Here is a 22,802-nt window from a genome sequence, read left to right as displayed (position 1 = left end):
TTATCAGATAAAGACAAAGAGCTTCCATTTCTAAAAGATGTATTTTGAAGAATATCCTGGTAACCGGTGCAAATGGTCAGTTAGGTTCTTGTTTTAGAAAGCATAGAAAAAAATATTCCAATCTCAGCTTCGATTTCAAAAGCTCCAGGGAGTTAGATATTAGCAATTTTGCTGAAGTAGATAGGCTATTTTCCTCGCAATCTTACGATTTTTGCATCAATGCAGCTGCTTATACCAATGTAGAGGAAGCAGAATCTGAGAAGGAGAAGGCATTCCAGATCAATGCTGAAGCGCCAGGTAAACTTGCAGAAGTTTGTGCTGCAAAACAGGTTAAAATGATCCATTTCTCAACCGATTATGTTTTCGACGGAAGCAAAACCGAACCTTATCTGGAAACCGATGAGGTAAACCCTATCAATATTTACGGAGCATCCAAGTTAGCGGGGGAGAGACAAATCACTGAAGTTATTGATGAGCATTTGATCTTCAGAACGAGTTGGTTGTATTCAGAATTTGGACATAATTTCTTCTGCACCATTTTAAAGAAGGCTGCTGAAAAAGCAAGCTTAAATATTACGACCACTCAGCTTGGTACTCCTACCAATGCCAACGACCTGGCTAAGTATGTTCTCGATGGCATTCAGAAAGATTCGTCTGCAACCGGCATATACCATTTTAGTAATCTGGGACAGGCGAGCTGGTATGATTTTGCCGAAGAAATATTGAATTACTCAGGAAAAATAGACCAGGTAGTTCTAAATAAAACAGGATTTTTTAAGACCTTGGCTCAAAGACCTGAATATAGTGTGCTTTCCAAGGAAAAAGCAATACAAGAGTTCGGTGAAATCAGGGACTGGAGGAACAGTCTGCGGGACTTGATCGATGAGGTTGTCTAAAAACGAGAATATGGCTAAAAGAATACTTATTACGGGAGCAGCGGGATTTTTAGGATCTCATTTATGTGACCGGTTTATCAGGGAAGGTTATTCTGTTATTGGAATGGATAATCTCATTACTGGTGATCTTAAGAATATTGAACATCTCATCAAGGAAAAGAATTTCGAATTTCATCATCATGATATCACCAAATTCGTTCATGTAGCCGGAGATCTTGATTATATATTGCATTTTGCCTCTCCCGCGAGTCCTATAGATTATTTGAAAATTCCTATACAAACCTTGAAGGTTGGTTCCTTTGGAACCCATCACTGTCTTGGTCTGGCAAAAGAAAAAAATGCCAGGATTCTTATTGCTTCCACTTCTGAAGTTTACGGAGATCCCTTGGTACATCCGCAAAACGAAGATTATTACGGGAATGTGAACACGATAGGCCCTCGAGGAGTTTATGATGAAGCAAAACGTTTCCAGGAATCCATCACCATGGCGTATCATCGATTTCACGGACTGGAAACAAGAATTGCGAGAATATTCAATACGTACGGTCCACGAATGCGACTAAATGATGGTCGAGTGATCCCAGCTTTTATTGGCCAGGCATTAAGAGGTGAGGACCTTACCGTCTTTGGAGATGGTTCTCAAACACGTTCTTTTTGCTTTGTGGACGACCAGGTAGAAGGCATCTACCGACTTTTACTTAGCGAGTATTCCAATCCCGTAAATATTGGAAATCCTGATGAGATCACTATCCTTGATTTCGCCAAAGAGATCATTAAACTAACCGGAACAGATCAGAAGATCATTTTTCAGGAACTGCCGCAGGATGATCCAATGCAACGCCAGCCCGATATTACGAGAGCCAAGGAAATTCTGAGCTGGGAACCTCAAGTCTCAAGGAGTGAGGGTATGAAGATCACTTATGAGCACTTCCGCAGTATGAGTAAAGAAGAATTGGATAAAAGAGAGCACAAGGATTTTTCAGCACATATTAGACGATAGAATGAAGGAGGGACTGGTGTCTGTCATAATGCCTGCATACAATAGCGAAGCATTTATTGCTGATGCGATTCGTTCTGTAATTTCCCAGACTTACCAAAACTGGGAACTGCTTATCGTAAATGACGCCTCCAATGATTCCACTGCACAAATCCTGCAGAAATTCAATTCCGAAGAAAATAGGATCAGAGTTTTTAACAATTCGGCGAATAAAGGTACCGCGTACTCCCGCAACAAAGCGATTGAAGCTGCAGAGGGACAGTTTATCTCATTTCTGGATGCAGATGACCTCTGGAAGGAAAATAAGCTTAAAAGGCAACTTGAGGTTCTTTCCAAGGCCAATGTCGCAGCTTGTTTCTCCAGTTACCAGTTAATGCATGAAACTGGCAAAAAAAGCAATATTATCATTCAAGCCTTACCAGTTCTAAGTCATCGCAGGTTGCTCAAAGCAAATTATGTTGGGAACTTAACTGGGATTTATAATGCAGGGCTGTTAGGAAAGATCTATGCTCCAGACCTTCGGAAGCGCCAGGACTGGGCAATGTGGCTAAGAGTTATTGAAGAAGGTGGACCTATGGAAGGAATCTGGGAATCACTGGCCTATTATAGACTTCGGAAAAATTCCATTTCAGGCAATAAACTGGAAATGCTGAAATATAATTACAAGGTTTACCGGCTTGCGGGCTTTGGCCGAAGAGCATCGCTTAAAAAAATGCTTATTTTCCTGAACGAGCAATTCTTTGTAAAATCGAAACAGAAATTAACTATTGAATAAGCGAGGTAAATTGTTTTAGTTTCCCGCTTTTTGTGCGTTTAAGTACCTCATTTTTTTGAAAGCCGATCTTCAGATCTTTTCCCACATACATTTCGATCGCCTTCATAATACTTTTTTTCTGAACCTCAGAAAGTTCGATATCGCTCACATAATCTATATGAAAAGTATCCAGGCTGGTTTGAGTAATAATAAATTCCCTGATGTTTCCGCTGTCTTCTATAATGGTTTTCGTGACGTAATAGAAAGTTAGTCCTGGAACTACTTTCCCATCTGGTAAACGGGCGATATCATTAGTACGACCCACTAATTTTTCCAGAACAGGCTTTTTAAGGGTACTTCTGGTAGATAAAGCCCCTGTATCCCCAATATCATAGCGTATCATTGGATGTGCATAGTTATATAAAGCCGTGATCACGATCCGGCCCTCCTCACCATAGGGCAATATCCTGTCATTCGCATCGAGAATCTCCACGTAAAGATCTTCAGAATTTACGATCCAGTCATGTTTAGGATCCTCGAAAGCAATAAGTCCAACCTCGCTTGCGCCGTATTCATTGATCACAGGGACTCCCAGAACATTTTCGATCAGTTCTTTATCTTTTTCAAAGAGTCTTTCAGAAGTTACAATGCATATTTTGAGACTTGGACAAAGATCCTTCAGCAGGATTTCGCGATCCTTTAAAAATTTTGCGAATAGCAGGATGGCACTGGTGTAACCATTCAGATAATTGAAATCTGCCTTTTTGAAACGTTCAAGAAAAGATTCCATTTTCTGTTCACTAAGATCAAAAATATTGAACCTCCGCCTCAGACTTATTCTATCCTTCAGTCTTTCCTGCACGTTTCCGAAGAAATCAAGAGGGATTCCGTAGAAACGGGCCTGTAATGAGGTGTTAAGATCGATCCCATACCAGGAATAACGATCCTGAAAACCGGCCCAGCTCAATGCATGAGCAAACCTGTTCTTGGCAAATATAAATGGATGCCCACTGCTTCCTGAAGTTTTCCCGACATAAGCCGACTTCGTTGTGTACGTAGAACTTAACCTATCCCTGAGCGGTTGTTGCAGATCAGATTTTTTCATGATCGGGACTTTGCTCCAATCGTCAAAACCTTCCCATTTGAAAAAGTCGCGGTAAAAATCGTTATGCTGAATATGATAGTCCAGCAATAGATTTCTCTGCCGGTATTGATACTTCTCATATTCGGCTTCGGGGATGTTCTTAACCTCCTCGAGTTTTTTTTGAGCCCGCTGAATAGGGAATTTATTGAGTTGTAAAGATAATCTGAACCAATCCAAGTGTAGAAGCGCTTTTTTAACGAATTTATTGGTGCTTCAATGTACAAACATTTATTTTTGATGCAACAATTAAAATTTGAAGCTATGAATATTCTCATTCTTGGTTCCGGTGGACGCGAGCATACTTTTGCCTGGAAGATTGCCCAAAGTGATCTATGCGATAAACTATATGTAGGACCCGGGAATGCCGGCACAGCAGCTATAGCAGAAAACCTGGATATCAATCCGATTGATTTTGCACAGGTAGGAAAAGTTGCCCTGGAAAAGAATATTGATATGATCGTGGTTGGACCCGAAGATCCTCTGGTAAAAGGAATTGTGGATTTCTTTAAGAATGATGATCAATTAAAGCATATTCAAATGATCGGGCCTTCACAGCGTGGAGCTTTACTCGAAGGTAGTAAGGAACGTGCTAAGGAATTCATGGCTCTCTATAATATACCTACTGCTGCCTATGAAAGTTTCAGTTTTGAAAGTTTACAGGCAGGGAAACGTTTTCTGGAAACTTTAAAACCTCCGTACGTGTTGAAAGCCGATGGTTTGGCTGCAGGGAAGGGAGTGCTTATTATTGAAGATCTGGACGAAGCTAAAAAGGAACTGGAAAACATGCTTTCAGGGAAATTTGGTGCGGCTAGTGAGAAGGTGGTGATCGAAGAATTCCTGGATGGGATTGAGTTAAGTGTATTTGTACTAACCGATGGTGAGAATTATAAGATCCTTCCAACTGCAAAAGATTATAAAAGAATAGGCGAGGGCGACACCGGGCTTAATACCGGTGGTATGGGGGCAATTTCACCTGTACCTTTTGCAGATGAAAGTCTAATCAAAAAGATCGAGGACCGTATCGTAAAACCAACGATAAATGGTCTTAAAGCTGAAGATATCGATTACAAAGGCTTTGTTTTTATAGGTTTGATCAAGGTTGGAGATGAACCTTATGTGATCGAGTATAATGTTAGAATGGGTGATCCTGAAACTGAAGTCGTATTACCAAGAATAAAGTCTGATCTGGTTGCCTTACTGGAATCTACCTGGAAAGGTGAACTAAATACTGCAAGTCTTGAAATTGACGAACGGTCTGCGACAACGGTGATGCTGGTATCTGGAGGTTATCCAGAATCTTACGAAAAAGGAAAGCCTATCACAGGATTGGATAAGGTGACAGAATCTCTCGTATTCCATGCAGGAACGAGTAGAACTGCAGAAGGAGTTGTAACTAGTGGTGGCCGCGTAATTGCGGTAAGTTCCTTCGGGGATGATTACAAACAGGCACTAAAAAAATCTTACCAAAGTGCAGCATTGTTGCAATTTGATAAGATGTATTTTAGAAAGGATTTAGGTTTTGACCTATCCTAAGAATGAATGTGAAGTAGATTCTCTGTTTTCTTCGTTATTATCGTTAAAGGTTTTTAGCTGCTTCATCCAGTAAAGAAAAGCAAGAAAACCAATAGCCATAAAGATCCAGTTCAATCCATTGGCAAGAAACCAGGAATCAAGTTCCAAAGCTCTCAATTCGTCTAATGGAGCGAGGAGTAACTCAAACAAATCTTCTATTCCTTCAAAAAAATCTTTCATGATCGTATCATTAATTGTGACTACAAAAATATAAAAACTACCAATGCTAACAAGCTTTTTTAGCAAATCCAAACCTATTAACTTAACGGTGATCGTTCTGCTATTGGTGATCTTTTATACCGGCGTGAACTTTTTTCACTTGGAAAATGGTTTTGAGATACTGGATTTATTACAAAAAATAGGTGTTTTGGGTCTGCTTGTTCTAAGCTTGTTCGTGCTCAATTTTATCGCAAAGAAAAATGAACTTACAAAGCGGAGTGCTTATAAAACCCTACTTTTTGCAATTTTCGCGATTAGTTTTAGTGAACTTCTGGCCAATACACCGGTAATCATTTCCAATCTTTGTATCCTGCTGGCTTTAAGGAGGATCATTAGTCTCAAATCACATAAATTCGTACAGCAAAAGATCTTTGATGCCACTTTCTGGATAGCCATTGCCACCCTTTATAATTTCTGGTCGGTATTATTCTTTCTGCTTATATTCTTCGCGATTCTTAATTTTGCTTCAGCATTCAAGAACTGGCTGGTACCTTTTGTAGCTTTCCTTGCGGTAGCCATGCTAACGGTAACTTTTCATCTACTCGTGTATGACGAATTATACACCTTAAATAACTGGTTTCAAACCAGTAATTTTGACTTTCGTCGGTATAATGTAGCATCGATACTAGTTCCATTGAGTATTATTCTGGGCTTGCTTTTCTGGACTCTTATTCAGTATTTCAGTGCGATACAGAAGGCAAGTATCACCAGAAGACCGGTATTAAGCATGATCTTGTTCTGCCTGGTGATTTCTATTGCTGTTGCGATCTTCGCGCCTACTAAAAATGGAAGTGAACTTATATTCTTCTTCGTACCTCTTAGTATCATTGCTTCTAACTATTTTGATAGCAAGAAGGATCGCATATTCAAGGAAATACTACTGGCAGTGCTAATTCTTATGCCATTTATCCTGGTTTTCCTGGATTAAACCATTTCCTTCAGATTCACCGGAATCTCTTTATAAAAATAATATCTTTGCAAAACCTGAGTATTTCAGGCCAGTTTGCATTCAATTTATATTTAAAACAACTTTATGTTTTCAGATAAAGCCAATACTATTTTTAGAGAAGTGATCGAACTCTATCATCAAAAAGATAGCGTAGAACAGGATTTCAAAAATCCTTATGATGCTGAAAAGAATCTTCTGGAACATTTACTTTTCAGAAAATGCTGGATAGATACCGTTCAATGGCATTATGAAGATATTATCCGCGATCAAAACATTGACCCGGTTGCAGCATTGACTTTAAAGCGTAAGATCGATGCTTCCAATCAGGATAGAACCGATACTGTGGAGTATATTGATAGTTACTTTCTTGAGAAATATAAGGATGTAAAGGTAAATACAGATGCTACGATCAATTCTGAAAGTCCGGCATGGGCGATCGATCGTTTGTCTATTCTCGCGCTGAAGATCTATCATATGAACGAAGAAGCCCAGCGTACAGATGCTTCAGAAAAGCACCAGATTGCCTGTAAAGCTAAATTAGATATACTTCTGGAACAACGTGTAGACCTTTCTACGGCGATCAATCAGCTTCTGGAAGATATCGAAAAAGGTGAAAAGTATATGAAAGTGTATAAGCAAATGAAGATGTACAATGACGATGAGCTTAACCCTGTGCTAAGAGGTAATAAGTAGAAATGAAAGATCAGAATAGCAATCAGCATCCATCAACTTCAGAAAATAAACATCTGTTGGTGATTCGTCTTTCTGCCATGGGAGATGTGGCGATGGTGGTTCCTGTTTTGAGCATTCTGGTTAGAACCTATCCACAGCTTACAATTACGGTACTTACACGATCTTTCTTTTTTCCGCTGTTCAGTCATTTACCAAATGTGCGTCTCTACGAGGCAGATGTCGATGGCGTTCACGAAGGTGTTCTGGGACTTGGTACCCTGGCCCGGGAACTTCGTGATGAGGAGATCGATATGGTCGCAGATCTTCATGATGTTCTAAGAACTAATGTTTTACGTTCTGTTTTTTACTTCTACGGAATTCCTTTCGAACAAATAGATAAGGGCAGAGCTGAAAAGAAAGCTCTTACACGGGAGACCAACAAGATTTTCAAGCAGCTGAAAACAACACATCAGCGTTATGCTGAAGTTTTTGAGAAACTAGGATACCCGATAGATCTTTCCAATTACACAGCAGCAGCAAGGAGGGAAATACTTCCAAGAATTTCTGATGTTACCGCTAAGCGGAAAAACGTAAGATGGCTTGGAATCGCACCATTTGCCCAGCATAGTTCAAAATTTTATCCGGTAGATCTCATGGAACAGGTGATTTCCAAGCTTTCTTCGGAAACAAGTACCAAAATCTTCCTGTTTGGAGGGGGGGAAACGGAAAAGAAACAGCTGGAAGAATGGGAATCCAGATTTGAAAATTGTGTGAGTGTGGTTGGTAAGTTGAGGTTTGCAGAAGAACTAAGTCTTATCTCTAACCTTGACATGATGTTATCCATGGATAGTGGAAATGCTCATATCGCAGCGATATTCGGGATTCCGGTTCTAAGTATCTGGGGCGTTACCCATCCTTATATGGGATTTGCTGCTTTTAATCAGCCTATGGAGAATTGTATCTTACCGGATCTTGAAAAATATCCAAAGATCCCAACTTCGGCTTATGGCAATAAAGTTCCGGAGGGCTACGAAGATGTCATGCGCAGCATTCCTCCGGAAGTTGTAGTTTCTAAAATTCAGCAGCTGCTGAATAATTCTTAAACATCATCAAAATCTACTTTTAGCGTAGAAGTAGTTGGATGCGCCTGGCAGGTAAGAATAAAACCTTCCTCGATCTCTGCATCTGTAAGGATCTGGTTTTTGCTCATTTCAGCTTTACCCTCAGTAATTCGAGCCATACAGCTACTACAGATCCCGCCCTGGCAGGAATAAGGCACATCGATATCTTCTTCCAGTGCAACGTCCAGAACCACATCTTTACGATCCATAGAAAAGCTATACTCTTCATCATCCACAACAATGGTTACTGAAGTTTTTCCATCAGTATCGCCTTCGATCACTTTTTCTTCTGAAGTGCTCGTGAACAATTCGAATTTGATCTGCTCATCACGAACATCGTTCTTCTTCAATACTTCGGTAACATGATCGATCATTTCTTTGGGTCCGCAAAGATAGAATGTTTCAAAATTGCGATCCTTGAATTTATTCTTCAGGATATAGTTTACCGTGCTTGTTTCGATTCTTCCAAATTGTGCATTTTCTTCGCGCGTACGGCTGTAAATAAACTCGACGAAAAGCCTTTCGGGGAACTTAGATTGTAATTCCAGAAGCTCCTTAAAAAAGATCGTATCGTCTACAGATTTATTTCCATAGGTTAGCACAAACCGACTTTCAGGTTCCTGTTCCAAAACAGATTTGATGATGGAAAGTACCGGCGTGATTCCGCTTCCCGCTGCAAAAGCAGCGTAATCGTTAGCGGAGTTACCAGGTTCGAAGAGAAATTTTCCTTCCGGTGGATGCACCTCCAGAATATCTCCGGCTGTAAGTTTATTATTTGCGATTACTGAAAAGCTACCGCCTTCTACTTCTTTTACGGTTACCTTGAAATCTTCAGAAGCAGGAGCAGAACAAAGAGAATAGGCTCTTCTTATTTCCCCATTTTCAGCATCATATTTAATAGTGATATACTGCCCGGCCTTGAATTGGAACTCTTCTTTCAAGTTTTCAGGAATATCGAAAGATAAACTCACCGCCTGGGAAGTTTCACGAATTATTTCCTTTATTTTTAGCGGGTAAAAATTACTCATTTTTTAATATTTGGGCGTAAAAATACAAAGTATGAAGCTTTTAAAAATGTAACAAAAGTTTAAATTTCTCTACCTATCTAAATAAACAGCAGATTTTATGTTTAGTAAGTTTCTCTGGCTGGAATGGAAATCATTCACAAGGTCGGCCAGTTTTGGAAAAAGTCTTGGATTAAAGATCCTCATGATATTCCTGGCGCTCTATTTTTCAGCCATGTTTTTATTTCTGGGCGTAGCATTATTTCCGTTGCTTAAAGAATCTTTTCCAGAACAGGATCCCTTAACGATCGTGAACAGTTTTGCTTTAACCTATATTGGTTTTGAATTTATTTTCCGGTTTATGCTGCAAAGCCTGCCGGTGATGAATATCAAACCGCTTATGGTCATTCCTGTATCCAAGAAAAAAGCGGTCAATTACATACTTCTAAAATCACTATACTCATTCTATAATATCCTGCCGCTGCTCTGGATTATTCCTTTCGGGCTGGTAAGTATCCTGAAGTATGATTATCCTGCCTGGAATGTTCTTGGTTGGATGCTCGGATTTTACGCTCTTATTTTATGTGTAAACTATTTTAATTTTATAGTCAAGAAGAAGTTCAACGAAAGTCTTAAGCAATTAATTCCGGTTATCATAGGTGTGGCAATGCTCGCTGCTTTGGACTACTTTGGTGTATTCGATATTGGAAGTTACTTTGGTGCGGCTCTAGATTATTTATATGACCAACCGTACTTAGCAGTGATCCCTTTCATCCTTTTGATTATTCTTTATCAGTGGAATCTTTCAGATCTAAGGAAAAAATTCTATCTCGACCGTGATCTAAAAGCTAAATCAAAGGAAGTGAACACCCAGGATCTTGGTTGGACCCGTAGATTTGGAAGTATTGCACCTTTCCTGCAGTTGGATATCAAACTTATTCTTCGGAATAAAAGAGCGAAAACAACCATTTTCATGTCTCTGTTGCTGTTGTGCTATGGACTAATTTTTTACCCGAACGATACCTACAAGGATATGCCGGCATTCTTTCTATTTGTGGGGATTTTTACGACCGGGGTATTTATGATGAATTTTGGTCAATTTGTACCATCCTGGGATTCGTCTTATTACTCCATGATCATGTCTCAAAACATACCCATGAGACAATACCTGGCTTCTAAAATGGGGTTGATCACGGTAAGTGTGGTGGTACTTTTAATTCTTACAACTCCCTATATATACTTTGGATGGGAAGTGGTTTTGCTCAACATTACTGCCGCTATCTATAATATTGGAGTGAACGTTCCTATGCTAATTTTCTCCGGAAGTTTTAATAAAAAGAGCATCGATCTGGACAAAAGCCCGGTGATGAACTACCAGGGAATGGGTGTTTCACAATGGCTCGTTGGAATTCCGGTTATGGCATTTCCAGTCTTCATTTTCTGGCTGGTAAATAAATTCATAAGCTATGAAGTCGCCGTGGGAACCATTGCAGGATTGGGTGTTATAGGTATTGTTTTGCGTCCGGTACTACTAACTTATCTTACGCAACGATACCGAAGACGTAAATATGTAACGATCCAGGGATTTAAACAAAAAGGAGAATAAACTTATAGGAATATGATCACAGCAACCAATCTTTCAAAAATATATAACGGAAACAAAGTGCTTGATATCGAGCATCTGGAAATTCCTTCAGGACAAAATTTCGGACTCGTAGGTAACAATGGTGCGGGTAAAACCACATTTTTCAGCCTGCTGCTGGATCTAATTCAGCCCACTTCCGGAAACATCTTCAATAAGGATATTACGGTAAGCGAAAGCGAGGATTGGAAAAGTTTTACTTCTTCCTTTATCGACGAAAGTTTCCTTATTGGTTACCTGACTCCGGAAGAATATTTCTACTTTATTGGAGATCTTCGGAATAGGAATCGGGCAGATGTAGACTCGTTCTTAACGCAGTTTCAGGATTTTTTCAATGAAGAGATCATTGGTCGCAAGAAATATCTTCGGGATCTTTCAAAAGGAAACCAGAAAAAAGTAGGTATCGTAGCCGCATTGATCGGCGATCCTGAAGTGGTTATTCTCGACGAACCATTTGCAAATCTGGATCCAACCACACAAATCAGATTAAAAAAAATACTGAAAGAACTTTCAAATACCTCTGGAACAACGGTCCTTATTTCCAGTCATGATCTTATCCATGTTACTGAAGTTTGCGAAAGGATCGTGGTCCTGGACAGGGGAGTGCCGGTTCGTGATATAACAACTTCCGAAGCTACCCTGAAAGAACTGGAAGATTATTTTTCCAGTGAGATCGTTGAGGCCTAGGAATTGCAGCTATTGGACTTTGCAAAAAGAAGTTTACTTTTACATACTAAACCAGCTGTATCAAAGTTATTCATGATACCATAAAAGGTTCATATTGAATACGTTTACCCGAATTTCACTGTTTTTACTAACTGCCGCGGCAATTCTTAGCTGCTCCAGGAAAAAGAACTCTTTTGTAAGCCGAAATTATCACGCGATCACTTCGGAATATAATACGCTGTACAATGGTGGTCTCGCCTTTGAACAGGGAAAAGAAGAGATCAACCAGAACTATGCAGATAATTACTGGGATATTCTACCTGTTGAAAGACTTGCTCTTGATGAAAATATCGTCTTACCAGATAGCGTTAGAAATCAAAATTTTGGGATTGCTGAAGAGAAAGCTGTAAAAGCAATTCAGAAGCATTCTATGCAAATAGGAGGCAAAGAGCGAAATCCTCAAATCGATGAAGCTTATTTGCTCCTTGGGAAATCCAGGTATTTCGATCAACGTTTTGTACCTGCGCTTGATGCTTTTAACTACATTCTTTACCGCTATCCTGCCAGTGACAATATCACTCACGCAAGGATCTGGAGAGAGAAAACAAATATCAGGTTAGGAAATGAAAAACTGGCGATCAAGAACCTGAAAAAGATTCTCGATTCAGAGAAACTAAACGATGAAGATATAGCCGATGCCAGTTCCAGTCTTGCGCAGGCTTATATCAATTTACAATATATAGATAGTGCTGTTGTTCCATTACAGAACGCTAGTGAATTCACCAGTAATAATGCTGAAAAGGGTCGTTATTACTATATTCTTGGACAGCTCTACGATAGAATGGATCAATTGGCAGCGGCGAATGCTTCTTTTGATAAAGTAATAGATCTGAAACGCAAATCTCCCCGAATTTACCTGGTGAATGCACATATTCAAAAGGCAAGGAATTTTGATTTTCAAAATGGTGACCGTACCCAACTACTGGCGTTGTTAAGAGATCTGGAGGAAGATCGCGAAAACAGACCATTTCTCGACAAGATCTATTTTCAGATTGGAGAATATTATAATCGTTTAGATTCCGTAGAAACCGCTGTAGATTATTATAATAGGTCTTTGAGAGCACCTTCAAGCGATATTTTCCTGAAATCGATTAACTATGAGATCCTGGCCAATATCAATTTTGATGAAGCAAACTACCAGCAAGCAGGGAAATACTTTGATAGCACCTTGACCTATATGTCTCCAGATCTGCTGGAGTTCAGGACCATTAGTAAGAAACGAGAAAACCTTGCCGATGTGATTCTTTACGAAGAGATCGCTGAGGAAACAGATAGTATTTTGAGGCTCGCGAACATGACCGAGGACGATAGATTACAGTATTTTACAGCATATACAGATACTTTAAGATCACGTGCTGTCAAAACCATGGAGTCTGGGGAATTACCTGCTTACACTGCAGGGATAGGCCCAAGAACTAATTTTCCGCAAACAAATATACCAGCTTCAGCTTCGGTTCCGCCGGCAGGTGATTTTAATAGTGGAAATGCCGGTAACATCTTTTACTTCTACAACCCAATTCGGGTTTCCCGGGGCGCGCAGGATTTCCTCCGCACATGGGGAAGCCGGGAACTGGCAGATAACTGGCGCTACGGCAGTCGTGCTATGAATCAAAGTACGGTGAATGCTGAAGAACGTTTGATGGATATTAACCTGGACAATGATCCAATCTACGATCCCCAAACCTATCTTGCACAAATCCCTACAGAGGCTTTGGTCCTGGACAGTTTGTCTGCTCAGCGAAATCGTGCAAATTATCAACTGGGAGTGATCTACAACGAAAATTACCGTGAGTACGCACTGGCAGCGAACAGGCTGGAATTTATGCTGAATAGTAATCCACAACAGAGCCTGACCCTTCCCGCAAAATATAATTTGTATTCGGTTTATAAAGCTCAAAATCGAATAGATGATTTACGAAGACTTGAACAGGATATTCTGCAGAATTATCCAGATTCGCGATATGCCGCCTTTATAAGGAATCCACAGAGCGTTCAAATGGATGAGAGTAGTCCTGAAAAGGTCTATGAACAATTATATAGAAAGTTTGAAACACAGAATTTTGCTGAGGTTATAGAGCAATCAAACGCTTATAGATCTCAGTACAACGGTAATAGTATATTGCCTAAGATAGAATTGCTGAAAACTCAGGCGATCGCAAGATTGTATGGTATCGATTCTTATGAAAATTCCCTGCAATATGTGGCTGCAAACTATCCGCAATCTCCGGAAGGTCAAAAGGCACAGCAATTACTGAATACGGCTATTCCATCCCTAAAAAATCTAGAGTTTGTAGCCGATAGTACTCAAACTAATTTTAAACTGGTACTTGCTTTTTCTGAAAGTGACGATGTTGCTGCAGATTCATTAGAAATTCAGATTGAAGAAAAATTAGAGGAATTAGACTACAGGAAAATAAAAACTTCACGGGATGTTTACGACGCTGAGCAGACGTTTGTAGTTATTCATGGATTAAGCTCAAGATCTGCAGCACAAGGATTTCTGGAACTACTTCAGAAGGATAAGAACATCAAAATTGAAGGGGAAGCTTTTGTCATGTCGGCAGAAAATTATAGAATTGTACAAATTAAGAAAAATTTAAGAAATTTGTCAGATCTTAATTAAAGCCCTACTATTATGTTTTCAGATACCAAAAAGTCCAGAAGCTCTGCAGATCAGCGAGAGCAAAATCGTATTGCATCAGGAACATTTATCACCGGTGAAATCTCTGGAAAGGGATGCTTCAGAATAGAAGGCACGCTGGAAGGTAGTCTTAAAACCCCCGGAAAGGTTGTAATAAGTAAAGGCGGAGTGATAAATGGTACGCTGGAATGTGATAGTGCAGATATTGAAGGAAACTTTAATGGCAAGTTGCTGGTAAAAGACGTACTTAGTCTTCGGGGGACGGCTCATATTGAAGGAGAAGTGATCGCCGGTAAACTCGCGGTAGAGACAGGAGCACTATTTAATGCTACCTGTGAAATGAATGGGGGTATAAAACCTCTTAAAACGAAAAATGAAAAACGATCAGCGTAACAAGTATCTGGGTTTTATAAATATAGCCTTTCAAATGGGGCTTCTCATAGCTGCCGGAGTTTTTGCGGGCATCTGGCTTGATGGTAAGTTTCCGAACAAATTTTCTGTATATACAATTTCTCTATCTCTTGCCGGGGTGTTTATCTCACTTTACCTTGTTTACAGAGAAGTCAAAAATCTGAACGAAGACGAGTAATGCAACAAAAGATTCTAAGTTTTCTCAAAGTATTTATTCCTTTTTTTATCATTTGTCTACTACTACAGTTCGTGCTGGTAAACTACCTGTTCCAGCCCGAACTTTATTATTCCACATTTGCGATCTACGCTTTTCAATTCATAGCAACCCTTATCGTTTACATTTTACTGGTACTTGTACAGCAAAACTTTAGCGATAAAACCGGTTTTGCCTTTATGGGTTGCGGACTTTTTAAGATGCTAGCTGCAGTTTTGTTTCTGCTTCCTATGATGCTGAATGGGACAGTTAATCCATTTCAGAGCTTAATCGCATTTTTTATACCTTATTTCATCTTTCTTGTTTTTGAAACTATTTACGCGGTAAAGCTTATAAACCTGAAATAAACTGCTGACTTTCAGGAAAATCATAAAATCGGAGGATAGGCAAAAAAAATATAACTGCTTCTTTCAGATAAAAATTAAAAGTATACCTTTGCACGGAAATTTAGAGCCCACAATTTTAAGTAGATCAGGTAGTATGATAGCACAGAAATCTTTAGTGATTAGCTTGTACTTTACATTGGCCTTAGCCATTTTCCCAGCCTTTATCTTTGCTCAGGAGCACGGAGAGGAGCATTCCGATCTTCGGGAAGCTGAAGAAGAGTTTAACGCAACAGAGATGATTCTGCATCATATCGGTGATTCTCACGGCTGGCATTTCTTTGGTTCCGGAGACAACTCGTATACATTACCATTACCGGTAATTCTTTATACTGAAAACGGTCTGGTAACTTTTATGTCCAGTGAATTTCACCACGATACTGAAGGTCATCATGTAGTGGAAAAGGATGGAATGCGTTTTGTAAATCTTCATGAAGATATTTACAGGCTTAATGATGGCGCAACCGCTGTGGAGCTGGATGCCGAGGATCATCCGGTAAACGCTTCAAAGCCTTGGGATCTATCTATTACCAAGAATGTGGCAGCGATGTTTTTAACGGTCATTCTGATGCTAATTTTCTTTACTAGCCTGGCCAGACATCACAAAAAGAATTCTCATGCGCCTAGCGGTTTTAATAATATTCTTGAAACACTTGTAATCTTTGTTAGAGATGATATAGCGATTCCACAACTGGGAGAGAAGAGATACATGAAGTTCATGCCTTTCTTATTATCAGTATTCTTTTTTATCTGGATCACTAACTTACTTGGTTTGTTACCTGGAGCTGCAAACGTTACTGGTAACATCGCTGTAACTGTTTCACTTGGTTTATTTACACTTGCCCTAATTTTGATTAATGGTAATAAGGATTTCTGGAAGCATACCTTATGGATGCCTGGAGTTCCTACTTTCGTGAAACCTATTCTTGCAGTTGTAGAACTTGCAGGGGTGTTTATTAAGCCTATTGCGCTTATGATTCGTTTGTTTGCAAACATCACTGCAGGGCACATTATCATCCTGAGTTTGATCGGGTTGATCTTTATTCTGGAAAATGCAGGCATCGCCGGAGTTTCGGTTCCATTTGCCTTATTTATAACAGTACTGGAATTGTTAGTAGCATTCCTACAAGCGTTTATTTTTACAATGCTGTCTGCCCTGTTTATCGGGATGGCGGTTGAGGAACATGAACATCATTAATTTTAATTATTTAATTCTATTATTATGGAGTATTTACACATTGGACTTGCAGCTTTAGGAGCTGGTCTTGCAGTTGTTGGAGCCGCTATCGGTGTTGGTAAAATTGGTGGTTCTGCCATGGATGCTATCGCACGTCAGCCAGAGGCTGCTGGAAAAATCCAGACTGCTATGATTATTGCTGCGGCGCTTGTAGAAGGTGTTGCACTTTTTGGAGTGGTAGCTGCTTTGCTAGGGGTACTTACTGTACCGGCATAGTCCTGAATTTAAAAAGATCTGTTCGTAACGGTTGGTTACGAACAGATCTTAATTAATGATTACTTAAGAACATTTTATTTAACTATATATGGATTTAATCACTCCCGATTTTGGCTTGTTTTTCTGGCAAACGATCGTCTTTTTGGTGCTTTTGTTTCTTATGGCAAAATTCGCCTGGAGACCTATCCTTAATTCTGTAAGAGACAGGGAACAGTCTATTAACGACGCGTTGGCTTCAGCTGAAAATGCTCGTAAGGAAATGCAGAATCTTAAATCTGACAATGAGCAATTGATGAAAGAAGCTCGTGCGGAAAGAGATGCTATCCTTAAAGAAGCACGTGAGTTGAAAGAAAAAACGATCGCTTCAGCAGCTGAAGAAGCGAAGTTGAAGGCAGACAGAATTGTTGCAGATGCTCAAAAGAGTATCGAACTTGAAAAACAATCTGCTCTTGCTGAACTTAAAAATCAGGTTGCAGAGCTTTCAGTAGAAATTGCTGAGAAAGTTGTGCGTAAAGAATTATCAAGTAAGAACGAACAACGCCAGATGATCGAGAAGATGCTGAGCGATGCTAAGTTAAACTAAGATATGAAAGGGAACAGAGCCGCACAACGTTACGCAAAAGCGATCCTTTCACTGGCAAAGGATAAGAATTCGGCGGAAGCTGTAAACAGTGATATGCAAACCATATCTGCTACTGTAAAGAACAGTGGTGATCTGGAAAACATGCTCACAAGTCCGGTAGTAAGAAAAAGCATTAAGAAGAGCGCGCTGCTTGAGATCTTTAAGGGTCTTAACGGTGTAACTGTTGGTGCGATGGATATCCTACTTGACAATGATCGTATTAATATTTTGCACATCGTTGCAAAGCAGTATACGATGATGTTCAACGCCATGAATAATATTCAGCATGCAAAAGTAACCACGGCTATTCCGTTGGATGCTGAGCTGGAAATGATCATTATGGCTAAGGTGAAGGAACTAACCGGTAATGATGCGATCCTGGAGAATTTGATCGATGAGAGCATTATTGGTGGTTTTGTACTAAGAGTAGGCGACCTGCAATATGATGCGAGTGTAGCCAGAAACCTGGACAGACTAAAGAGACAATTAAAAGACAACACATACGTTTCAAAAATTTAATTAAAACAGGTGCGTCCTGCGTACCATTTTATCTTGAATAATTATGGCAGAAGTAAATCCTGCTGAAGTATCAGCAATATTAAAACGACAATTATCAGGTTTTGAATCCAAGGCCTCTCTTGATGAAGTAGGTACCGTTCTAACCGTTGGTGACGGTATTGCAAACATCTACGGACTTGCAAACGCTCAATATGGAGAACTTGTTCAGTTCGAGAGTGGATTGGAAGGAATCGTTCTAAACCTTGAGGAAGATAATGTTGGGGTAGTACTTTTAGGTCCTGCAAAAGAGATCAAAGAAGGTTCTACAGTAAAAAGAACTCAGCGAATTGCTTCTATCAATGTAGGTGAAGGTATTGTTGGCCGTGTGGTTGATACTCTTGGAGCTCCTATTGATGGTAAAGGTCCAATTGAAGGTGAGACTTTCGAAATGCCCCTTGAGCGTAAAGCTCCTGGAGTAATTTATCGTCAGCCTGTAACTGAACCATTGCAAACTGGTATTAAATCTATCGATGCTATGGTACCGGTAGGAAGAGGGCAGCGTGAGCTTGTGATTGGTGACCGTCAAACAGGTAAGACTGTTGTTGCTATTGATACCATTCTTAACCAGAAAGAATTTTACGATGCCGGTGAGCCGGTATTCTGTATATATGTAGCAATTGGGCAGAAAGCTTCTACCGTTGCTGCAATTGCCAAGACACTTGAAGATAAAGGTGCGCTTGCTTATACCACTATTGTTGCTGCAAATGCATCAGATCCTGCTCCAATGCAGGTTTATGCTCCATTTGCCGGTGCAGCGATTGGTGAGTACTTTAGAGATACAGGTCGTCCTGCATTGATCGTTTATGATGATCTTTCCAAGCAGGCGGTTGCTTACCGTGAGGTTTCTCTTTTACTTCGTCGTCCACCAGGACGTGAAGCATATCCAGGGGATGTATTCTTCCTTCACTCAAGACTTCTTGAGCGTGCAGCGAAGGTGATCGCCGATGATGATATTGCGAAGCAAATGAATGATCTTCCAGATAGCTTGAAAGATAAGGTAAAAGGAGGCGGCTCTTTAACAGCACTTCCAATTATCGAAACTCAGGCGGGTGACGTTTCAGCATATATCCCAACAAACGTAATTTCGATTACAGATGGTCAGATCTTCCTAACATCAGATCTATTTAACTCGGGTGTACGTCCTGCGATTGACGTGGGTATTTCAGTATCTCGTGTGGGTGGTAACGCTCAGATCAAGTCGATGAAAAAGGTTGCAGGTACATTAAAACTTGACCAGGCTCAGTATCGTGAACTTGAAGCATTTGCTAAGTTTGGATCAGACCTTGATGCATCAACCATGAGTGTGATTTCTAAAGGTAAACGTAACGTGGAGATCCTTAAGCAGGGACAAAACGATCCTTACCCGGTAGAAAACCAGATCGCGATCATCTACGCTGGTTCCAAGAACTTACTTAGAGATGTACCGGTAGAGAAGGTGAAAGAATTTGAATTAGAATATCTGGATTACTTGAATTCTAAGCATAGAGATACTCTGGATACTCTTAAAGCAGGAAAACTTACAGATGAAGTAACAGATACTTTGACTAAGGCTGCTAAGGAACTTTCAGGGAAATACAAGAAATAGTATTGAGTACTTAGATTGAAGATTTTAGATCTTTAATTGAAGTATTTACAATTCAAAATTATATAGGTATTGAGTAGTTACTATTAAGCAACTACTCAATACTCAATACTAAAACAAAATGGCAAACTTAAAAGAATTACGTAGCAGGATTACTTCGGTTTCCTCAACGATGCAAATTACCAGCGCTATGAAAATGGTGTCAGCTGCAAAGTTGAGCAAGGCTCAGGATGCGATCACATCCATGAGGCCTTATGCTGAAAAGTTAACACAATTGCTACAGGATTTAAGTGCTACTCTGGATGATGATGCGAACAGCAAATTTGCTGAAGAGCGTGAGGTAAAAAGAGTGCTTATCGTAGCTATATCTTCTAATAAAGGTCTGGCCGGTGCTTTTAATACCAATATCATCAAAAAGGTAAAAACTAAGGTTGCTGCAGACTATCAAAATACAGAAGTAGAACTTCTAACTCTTGGAAAAAAGGGTAATGATATTCTGAAGAAAACCTTTGAAGTATACAAGAACGATAATACGATTTTCGATGATCTATCCTTCGAGAATGTTTCTGCGATTGCTGAAGAGCTTATGCAGGTATTCGTAGATGGTAAATTCGACAGGATCGAGCTTGTTTATAACCAGTTTAAGAATGCCGGAACACAAATCGTGATGGATGAGCAGTTCCTGCCTATTGAGCGCTTTGAAACCGAATCTGAAAAGCAACTTGACTATATTTTTGAACCATCGAAAATAGAGATCGTTAAAGATCTTATTCCAAAGTCATTAAAAATGCAACTTTTCAAGGCTCTTAGAGACTCTTTCGCTTCTGAGCATGGTGCACGTATGACGGCTATGCATAAAGCGACAGATAATGCTAAGGAACTTAGAGATGACCTTAAATTATCTTACAACAAAGCAAGACAGGCTTCTATTACTAATGAGATCCTTGAGATCGTTGGTGGAGCTGAAGCTTTGAACGGATAAGCTTATTAAATATACTTTGAAATGCCCTCCAAATGGAGGGCATTTTTTGTTTGGTACAGCTTTTGTTTTTATATCTTCAACTTTAAAAATCAACAATATGAAAAAATCACTACTAATGATAACCGGAATTCTGGTATTGAGCATTTTTGCTTCCTGCGGCAGTAATAAAGATCTTCAGGAAAGAGCACCTGCCCAATTCGCTGATGTTTATTACACATATACTTCGGAAGGTATTCAGCTCAATATTCCAGTTTCAGTAATTCAGGAGGAGCGTGTAGATCTTCAGGCCGTTTATTTCCACGGTATGAAGTCTCCTCTTGTTAAGAGCGAAGAGAATTCCAATATCTATATAGCCAACTTTAGAGTTGGTGCCCAGGATATGGTGATGGATGTGGACCCTAAAAAGGAATACGGTAACAAAATGCCACAAATGCCTGAAGAGAGTCCGTTTAAAATAGATCAGGACGAAGCCATTCTGGTATTTGGACAGAATGAGAAAACCAAATTCTATAAGCTTACTGGAATTGTGGAAAAGGAAGAGTAGCCAGAGCGGTTTTGTTATTTAAATTCAGATATTTGTAGCAAACCAACCGGCTCCTTTGAGTACTATTAAAAATCTCTTTAAGCAAACTTTCGTTTACGGCCTGGCTACTGTCTTGCCAAGGATGGTTAGTTTCCTTTTAGTTCCCCTATATACCGATATTTTACCGAAAGAAGAGTACGGTGAAATTTCGGTTATTTTTGCTTATTTCGTTTTGATCAATGTTATCCTTGCCTATGGTATGGAAACGGCATTTTTCAGATTTTATAATAAGAGCGAAAATCTCAATAGTGTTTTAAGCACCTCTGGATGGTCACTGGTGATCACTTCACTTCTGTTTACGGCAAGAATCTGATCGTTTGCCTGCAGCCCGATTTTTTCTGCAATCCCACCCTGTACAACGTCACGTAATTTTGGAATTTCATCGAGGTAAGCTGGTGACTGGATGCCGATCATGTAGAGCAAGGGCATGCAGACCAGTGCAAAAAGCAGGTTCATTGCCGGACCTCCGACAAGGATGTAGATCCGTTGTAAAATGCTTTTTGAGGCGTAATTGGCAGGGTCCTCTGGATCCTCATCGGTCACGTTCTGGCCGAAAAGTCTCACATAACCGCCAAGGGGAATCCATGAGACTTTGTATTCGGTGTCTCCCACCTTTTTTCCGTAAATGGTTGGAGGAAATCCGATGGAGAAGGTTTCAACGCGAACCCCGACGTGCTTGGCCGCCATGTAATGACCCAGTTCATGGATGAAAATGAGAAAGCCCAGAACGGCAATGAAAGTGACCAGGGTTAACATCTGAAGAACTTTGCTTTTTTATTTTTATTGGAAATTCCAGGGTCGAAGAAGTGGAATTTTAATTTTGACAAAATAATTATGACACAGGAAACCTGGTGGGAAAATATGTTTCTCAGGCGGCATCCCTTTTCAGCAACAACCTTTGAGCCTCGTCCCGCCCCCACTGATCTGCCCTTAAGGCATCTTCCAGTGAGTGAATGTTCTTCAGGTATTCTGGGCAGTCAGGTTTTTGGTAGAGGCTGTAAAATCCGGACATCACGGTTTCTAGCAGGTTTGCAATATCGACGAATCGGAGATGACCATTCAGATAGGATTCCACCACCGCCTCATTTGCTCCGTTCAGGACGGCGGGCACACTCCTGTCCAACCTCGCTGCCTCTATGGCCAGGTCTAGGCAGGGATAGCGTTCGGATTCGACTTTGGAAAAATTCAGGCTCCCCACCTGTGTCAGGTCCAGTTGAGGCAGATCCAGTTCAAGTCGTTCAGGCCATCCCAGGCAATAGGAGATAGGAATACGCATATCCGGGAGTCCAAGCTGTGCCAGTATGGAACCGTCACTAAATTCCACCATCGAATGAACAATGCTTTCGCGGTGCACAATGACCTCAATGTTTTCGACCGGCATTTCGAAAAGCCATCTTGCTTCAATGACCTCAAGGCCTTTGTTCATCATCGTCGCAGAATCGATGGTGATTTTGTTGCCCATTTTCCAGTTTGGATGCCTTAAGGAGTCTTCCAGACGGATTTGAGAAAATTGCTCCAGGGGTAAATCCCGAAACGGTCCTCCGGAAGCCGTCAGGACCAATTTCTTGATATTTTTCTGGGAACGCCCATCCAGAACCTGGAAAATCGCATTGTGTTCACTGTCGGTCGGTAGGATGTTTGCTCCGGTTTTTGAAGCTTCTTCGAGGACAAGACGAC

Annotated in this window: 25 protein-coding genes and 1 pseudogene; 21 read left to right on the top strand and 5 right to left on the bottom strand. The window is 40.2% G+C overall.

Going from position 1 to position 22,802, the window contains the following annotated elements:
• Window positions 1-44 precede the first annotated feature (44 nt).
• The 3 genes from rfbD to QZ620_RS07535 are packed head-to-tail and all read left to right on the top strand — an operon-like array spanning window position 45 to window position 2,668.
• Window positions 45-896 (top strand): dTDP-4-dehydrorhamnose reductase, encoded by an 852-nt coding sequence (gene rfbD / locus QZ620_RS07545; protein WP_295180399.1) that lies wholly within the window; start codon window positions 45-47, stop codon window positions 894-896.
• A 10-nt stretch (window positions 897-906) separates the two neighbouring features.
• On the top strand, window positions 907-1,896 hold the full coding sequence (locus QZ620_RS07540) for a UDP-glucuronic acid decarboxylase family protein (protein ID WP_295180397.1): 990 nt from the start codon (window positions 907-909) through the stop codon (window positions 1,894-1,896).
• A 1-nt stretch (window position 1,897) separates the two neighbouring features.
• Window positions 1,898-2,668, top strand: a complete 771-nt coding sequence (locus QZ620_RS07535; RefSeq protein WP_295180396.1) for a glycosyltransferase family 2 protein — start codon at window positions 1,898-1,900, stop codon at window positions 2,666-2,668.
• Here the strand turns inward: QZ620_RS07535 and QZ620_RS07530 are convergent.
• Window positions 2,658-3,968 carry a phenylacetate--CoA ligase family protein gene (locus QZ620_RS07530; protein WP_295180394.1) on the bottom strand — a complete coding sequence of 437 codons (1,311 nt, stop codon included), beginning with the start codon at window positions 3,966-3,968 and terminating at the stop codon, window positions 2,658-2,660. The genes QZ620_RS07535 and QZ620_RS07530 overlap by 11 nt on opposite strands.
• A gap of 84 nt (window positions 3,969-4,052) precedes the next feature.
• Between QZ620_RS07530 and purD the strand changes: the two genes are divergently transcribed.
• On the top strand, window positions 4,053-5,324 hold the full coding sequence (purD, locus tag QZ620_RS07525) for a phosphoribosylamine--glycine ligase (protein WP_295180393.1): 1,272 nt from the start codon (window positions 4,053-4,055) through the stop codon (window positions 5,322-5,324).
• On the opposite strand, the gene QZ620_RS07520 is transcribed toward purD, so the two are convergent.
• On the bottom strand, window positions 5,316-5,543 hold the full coding sequence (locus QZ620_RS07520; RefSeq protein ID WP_295180392.1) for a uracil phosphoribosyltransferase: 228 nt from the start codon (window positions 5,541-5,543) through the stop codon (window positions 5,316-5,318). The two genes, purD and QZ620_RS07520, sit on opposite strands and share 9 nt — an antisense overlap.
• 43 nt (window positions 5,544-5,586) lie before the next feature.
• Here QZ620_RS07520 and QZ620_RS07515 point away from each other — a divergent pair, with 43 nt between their 5' ends.
• The 3 genes from QZ620_RS07515 (at window position 5,587) to QZ620_RS07505 (ending at window position 8,306) form a co-directional block, all read left to right on the top strand.
• The gene (locus QZ620_RS07515; protein ID WP_295180390.1) at window positions 5,587-6,510 is read left to right on the top strand and encodes a DUF6427 family protein; all 924 of its coding nucleotides are present in this window, start codon (window positions 5,587-5,589) and stop codon (window positions 6,508-6,510) included.
• A 105-nt stretch (window positions 6,511-6,615) separates the two neighbouring features.
• Window positions 6,616-7,224 carry a DUF4254 domain-containing protein gene (locus tag QZ620_RS07510; protein ID WP_295180388.1) on the top strand — a complete coding sequence of 203 codons (609 nt, stop codon included), beginning with the start codon at window positions 6,616-6,618 and terminating at the stop codon, window positions 7,222-7,224.
• A gap of 2 nt (window positions 7,225-7,226) precedes the next feature.
• Entirely contained in the window at window positions 7,227-8,306 is a 1,080-nt protein-coding gene (locus QZ620_RS07505; RefSeq protein WP_295180387.1) for a glycosyltransferase family 9 protein, read from the top strand.
• Here the strand turns inward: QZ620_RS07505 and QZ620_RS07500 are convergent.
• Window positions 8,303-9,352, bottom strand: a complete 1,050-nt coding sequence (locus tag QZ620_RS07500) for a ferredoxin--NADP reductase (RefSeq protein WP_295180385.1) — start codon at window positions 9,350-9,352, stop codon at window positions 8,303-8,305. The genes QZ620_RS07505 and QZ620_RS07500 overlap by 4 nt on opposite strands.
• Window positions 9,353-9,449: 97 nt before the next feature.
• On the opposite strand from QZ620_RS07500, the gene QZ620_RS07495 reads away from it, so the two are divergent.
• From QZ620_RS07495 to QZ620_RS07430, 14 genes and pseudogenes are all read left to right on the top strand, one after another.
• Window positions 9,450-10,934 carry a DUF5687 family protein gene (locus tag QZ620_RS07495; RefSeq protein ID WP_295180383.1) on the top strand — a complete coding sequence of 495 codons (1,485 nt, stop codon included), beginning with the start codon at window positions 9,450-9,452 and terminating at the stop codon, window positions 10,932-10,934.
• Between the two features lie 12 nt (window positions 10,935-10,946).
• On the top strand, window positions 10,947-11,657 hold the full coding sequence (locus QZ620_RS07490) for an ATP-binding cassette domain-containing protein (RefSeq protein ID WP_295180381.1): 711 nt from the start codon (window positions 10,947-10,949) through the stop codon (window positions 11,655-11,657).
• Between the two features lie 94 nt (window positions 11,658-11,751).
• The gene (locus QZ620_RS07485; RefSeq protein WP_295180379.1) at window positions 11,752-14,319 is read left to right on the top strand and encodes a hypothetical protein; all 2,568 of its coding nucleotides are present in this window, start codon (window positions 11,752-11,754) and stop codon (window positions 14,317-14,319) included.
• Window positions 14,320-14,331: 12 nt separating this feature from the next.
• Window positions 14,332-14,730, top strand: coding sequence for a polymer-forming cytoskeletal protein (locus tag QZ620_RS07480; protein ID WP_295180377.1), 399 nt, complete (start codon window positions 14,332-14,334; stop codon window positions 14,728-14,730).
• Window positions 14,711-14,926, top strand: a complete 216-nt coding sequence (locus QZ620_RS07475; protein WP_141876453.1) for an AtpZ/AtpI family protein — start codon at window positions 14,711-14,713, stop codon at window positions 14,924-14,926. Before QZ620_RS07480 ends, QZ620_RS07475 begins: the two co-directional genes overlap by 20 nt.
• Window positions 14,926-15,309: a hypothetical protein gene (locus QZ620_RS07470; RefSeq protein ID WP_295180374.1), complete on the top strand. Its 384-nt coding sequence runs from the start codon at window positions 14,926-14,928 to the stop codon at window positions 15,307-15,309. The genes QZ620_RS07475 and QZ620_RS07470 overlap by 1 nt, the downstream gene beginning before the upstream one ends.
• Window positions 15,310-15,442: 133 nt before the next feature.
• The gene (gene atpB, locus QZ620_RS07465; RefSeq protein ID WP_295180372.1) at window positions 15,443-16,543 is read left to right on the top strand and encodes a F0F1 ATP synthase subunit A; all 1,101 of its coding nucleotides are present in this window, start codon (window positions 15,443-15,445) and stop codon (window positions 16,541-16,543) included.
• Between the two features lie 24 nt (window positions 16,544-16,567).
• On the top strand, window positions 16,568-16,798 hold the full coding sequence (gene atpE, locus QZ620_RS07460; protein ID WP_026913619.1) for an ATP synthase F0 subunit C: 231 nt from the start codon (window positions 16,568-16,570) through the stop codon (window positions 16,796-16,798).
• An 88-nt stretch (window positions 16,799-16,886) separates the two neighbouring features.
• Window positions 16,887-17,381, top strand: a complete 495-nt coding sequence (locus QZ620_RS07455; protein WP_026913618.1) for a F0F1 ATP synthase subunit B — start codon at window positions 16,887-16,889, stop codon at window positions 17,379-17,381.
• Between the two features lie 3 nt (window positions 17,382-17,384).
• Complete coding sequence (atpH, locus tag QZ620_RS07450) at window positions 17,385-17,939, top strand: ATP synthase F1 subunit delta (RefSeq protein ID WP_295180370.1); 555 nt, start codon at window positions 17,385-17,387, stop codon at window positions 17,937-17,939.
• 43 nt (window positions 17,940-17,982) lie between these two features.
• Window positions 17,983-19,563, top strand: coding sequence for a F0F1 ATP synthase subunit alpha (gene atpA, locus QZ620_RS07445; RefSeq protein ID WP_141876457.1), 1,581 nt, complete (start codon window positions 17,983-17,985; stop codon window positions 19,561-19,563).
• Between the two features lie 118 nt (window positions 19,564-19,681).
• Complete coding sequence (gene atpG, locus QZ620_RS07440) at window positions 19,682-20,542, top strand: ATP synthase F1 subunit gamma (protein WP_295180369.1); 861 nt, start codon at window positions 19,682-19,684, stop codon at window positions 20,540-20,542.
• Between the two features lie 97 nt (window positions 20,543-20,639).
• On the top strand, window positions 20,640-21,086 hold the full coding sequence (locus tag QZ620_RS07435) for a hypothetical protein (RefSeq protein ID WP_295180368.1): 447 nt from the start codon (window positions 20,640-20,642) through the stop codon (window positions 21,084-21,086).
• Between the two features lie 55 nt (window positions 21,087-21,141).
• Window positions 21,142-21,423, top strand: a pseudogene (locus QZ620_RS07430) (oligosaccharide flippase family protein); the annotation flags it as partial.
• Here the strand turns inward: QZ620_RS07430 and QZ620_RS07425 are convergent.
• Together QZ620_RS07425 and dxr are read right to left on the bottom strand one after the other, a co-directional pair.
• Window positions 21,348-21,881, bottom strand: coding sequence for a site-2 protease family protein (locus QZ620_RS07425; protein ID WP_295180367.1), 534 nt, complete (start codon window positions 21,879-21,881; stop codon window positions 21,348-21,350). The pseudogene QZ620_RS07430 and the gene QZ620_RS07425 overlap by 76 nt on opposite strands.
• Window positions 21,882-21,993: 112 nt before the next feature.
• A partial coding sequence (gene dxr / locus QZ620_RS07420; RefSeq protein ID WP_295180366.1) for a 1-deoxy-D-xylulose-5-phosphate reductoisomerase occupies window positions 21,994-22,802 on the bottom strand: 809 nt, incomplete at its 5' end.

The sequence above is a fragment of the uncultured Christiangramia sp. genome (genome assembly GCF_913046405.1).
Lineage (GTDB): Bacteria > Bacteroidota > Bacteroidia > Flavobacteriales > Flavobacteriaceae > Christiangramia > Christiangramia marina.
The sequence above is the reverse complement of the archived record's forward strand: the minus strand, read 5'-3'. Positions and strand labels throughout refer to the sequence as shown.

Excerpts from the sequence above, each read along its gene's own strand:
- QZ620_RS07540 (WP_295180397.1), top strand. The coding sequence starts at position 907 with ATGGCTAAAAGAATACTTATTACGGGAGCAGCGGGATTTTTAGGATCT.
- QZ620_RS07535 (WP_295180396.1), top strand. The coding sequence starts at position 1,898 with ATGAAGGAGGGACTGGTGTCTGTCATAATGCCTGCATACAATAGCGAA.
- purD (WP_295180393.1), top strand. The coding sequence starts at position 4,053 with ATGAATATTCTCATTCTTGGTTCCGGTGGACGCGAGCATACTTTTGCC.
- QZ620_RS07520 (WP_295180392.1), bottom strand. The coding sequence starts at position 5,543 with ATGAAAGATTTTTTTGAAGGAATAGAAGATTTGTTTGAGTTACTCCTC.
- QZ620_RS07515 (WP_295180390.1), top strand. The coding sequence starts at position 5,587 with ATGCTAACAAGCTTTTTTAGCAAATCCAAACCTATTAACTTAACGGTG.
- QZ620_RS07510 (WP_295180388.1), top strand. The coding sequence starts at position 6,616 with ATGTTTTCAGATAAAGCCAATACTATTTTTAGAGAAGTGATCGAACTC.
- QZ620_RS07505 (WP_295180387.1), top strand. The coding sequence starts at position 7,227 with ATGAAAGATCAGAATAGCAATCAGCATCCATCAACTTCAGAAAATAAA.
- QZ620_RS07500 (WP_295180385.1), bottom strand. The coding sequence starts at position 9,352 with ATGAGTAATTTTTACCCGCTAAAAATAAAGGAAATAATTCGTGAAACT.
- QZ620_RS07495 (WP_295180383.1), top strand. The coding sequence starts at position 9,450 with ATGTTTAGTAAGTTTCTCTGGCTGGAATGGAAATCATTCACAAGGTCG.
- QZ620_RS07490 (WP_295180381.1), top strand. The coding sequence starts at position 10,947 with ATGATCACAGCAACCAATCTTTCAAAAATATATAACGGAAACAAAGTG.
- QZ620_RS07480 (WP_295180377.1), top strand. The coding sequence starts at position 14,332 with ATGTTTTCAGATACCAAAAAGTCCAGAAGCTCTGCAGATCAGCGAGAG.
- QZ620_RS07475 (WP_141876453.1), top strand. The coding sequence starts at position 14,711 with ATGAAAAACGATCAGCGTAACAAGTATCTGGGTTTTATAAATATAGCC.
- QZ620_RS07470 (WP_295180374.1), top strand. The coding sequence starts at position 14,926 with ATGCAACAAAAGATTCTAAGTTTTCTCAAAGTATTTATTCCTTTTTTT.
- atpB (WP_295180372.1), top strand. The coding sequence starts at position 15,443 with ATGATAGCACAGAAATCTTTAGTGATTAGCTTGTACTTTACATTGGCC.
- atpE (WP_026913619.1), top strand. The coding sequence starts at position 16,568 with ATGGAGTATTTACACATTGGACTTGCAGCTTTAGGAGCTGGTCTTGCA.
- QZ620_RS07455 (WP_026913618.1), top strand. The coding sequence starts at position 16,887 with ATGGATTTAATCACTCCCGATTTTGGCTTGTTTTTCTGGCAAACGATC.
- atpH (WP_295180370.1), top strand. The coding sequence starts at position 17,385 with ATGAAAGGGAACAGAGCCGCACAACGTTACGCAAAAGCGATCCTTTCA.
- atpA (WP_141876457.1), top strand. The coding sequence starts at position 17,983 with ATGGCAGAAGTAAATCCTGCTGAAGTATCAGCAATATTAAAACGACAA.
- atpG (WP_295180369.1), top strand. The coding sequence starts at position 19,682 with ATGGCAAACTTAAAAGAATTACGTAGCAGGATTACTTCGGTTTCCTCA.
- QZ620_RS07435 (WP_295180368.1), top strand. The coding sequence starts at position 20,640 with ATGAAAAAATCACTACTAATGATAACCGGAATTCTGGTATTGAGCATT.
- QZ620_RS07425 (WP_295180367.1), bottom strand. The coding sequence starts at position 21,881 with ATGTTAACCCTGGTCACTTTCATTGCCGTTCTGGGCTTTCTCATTTTC.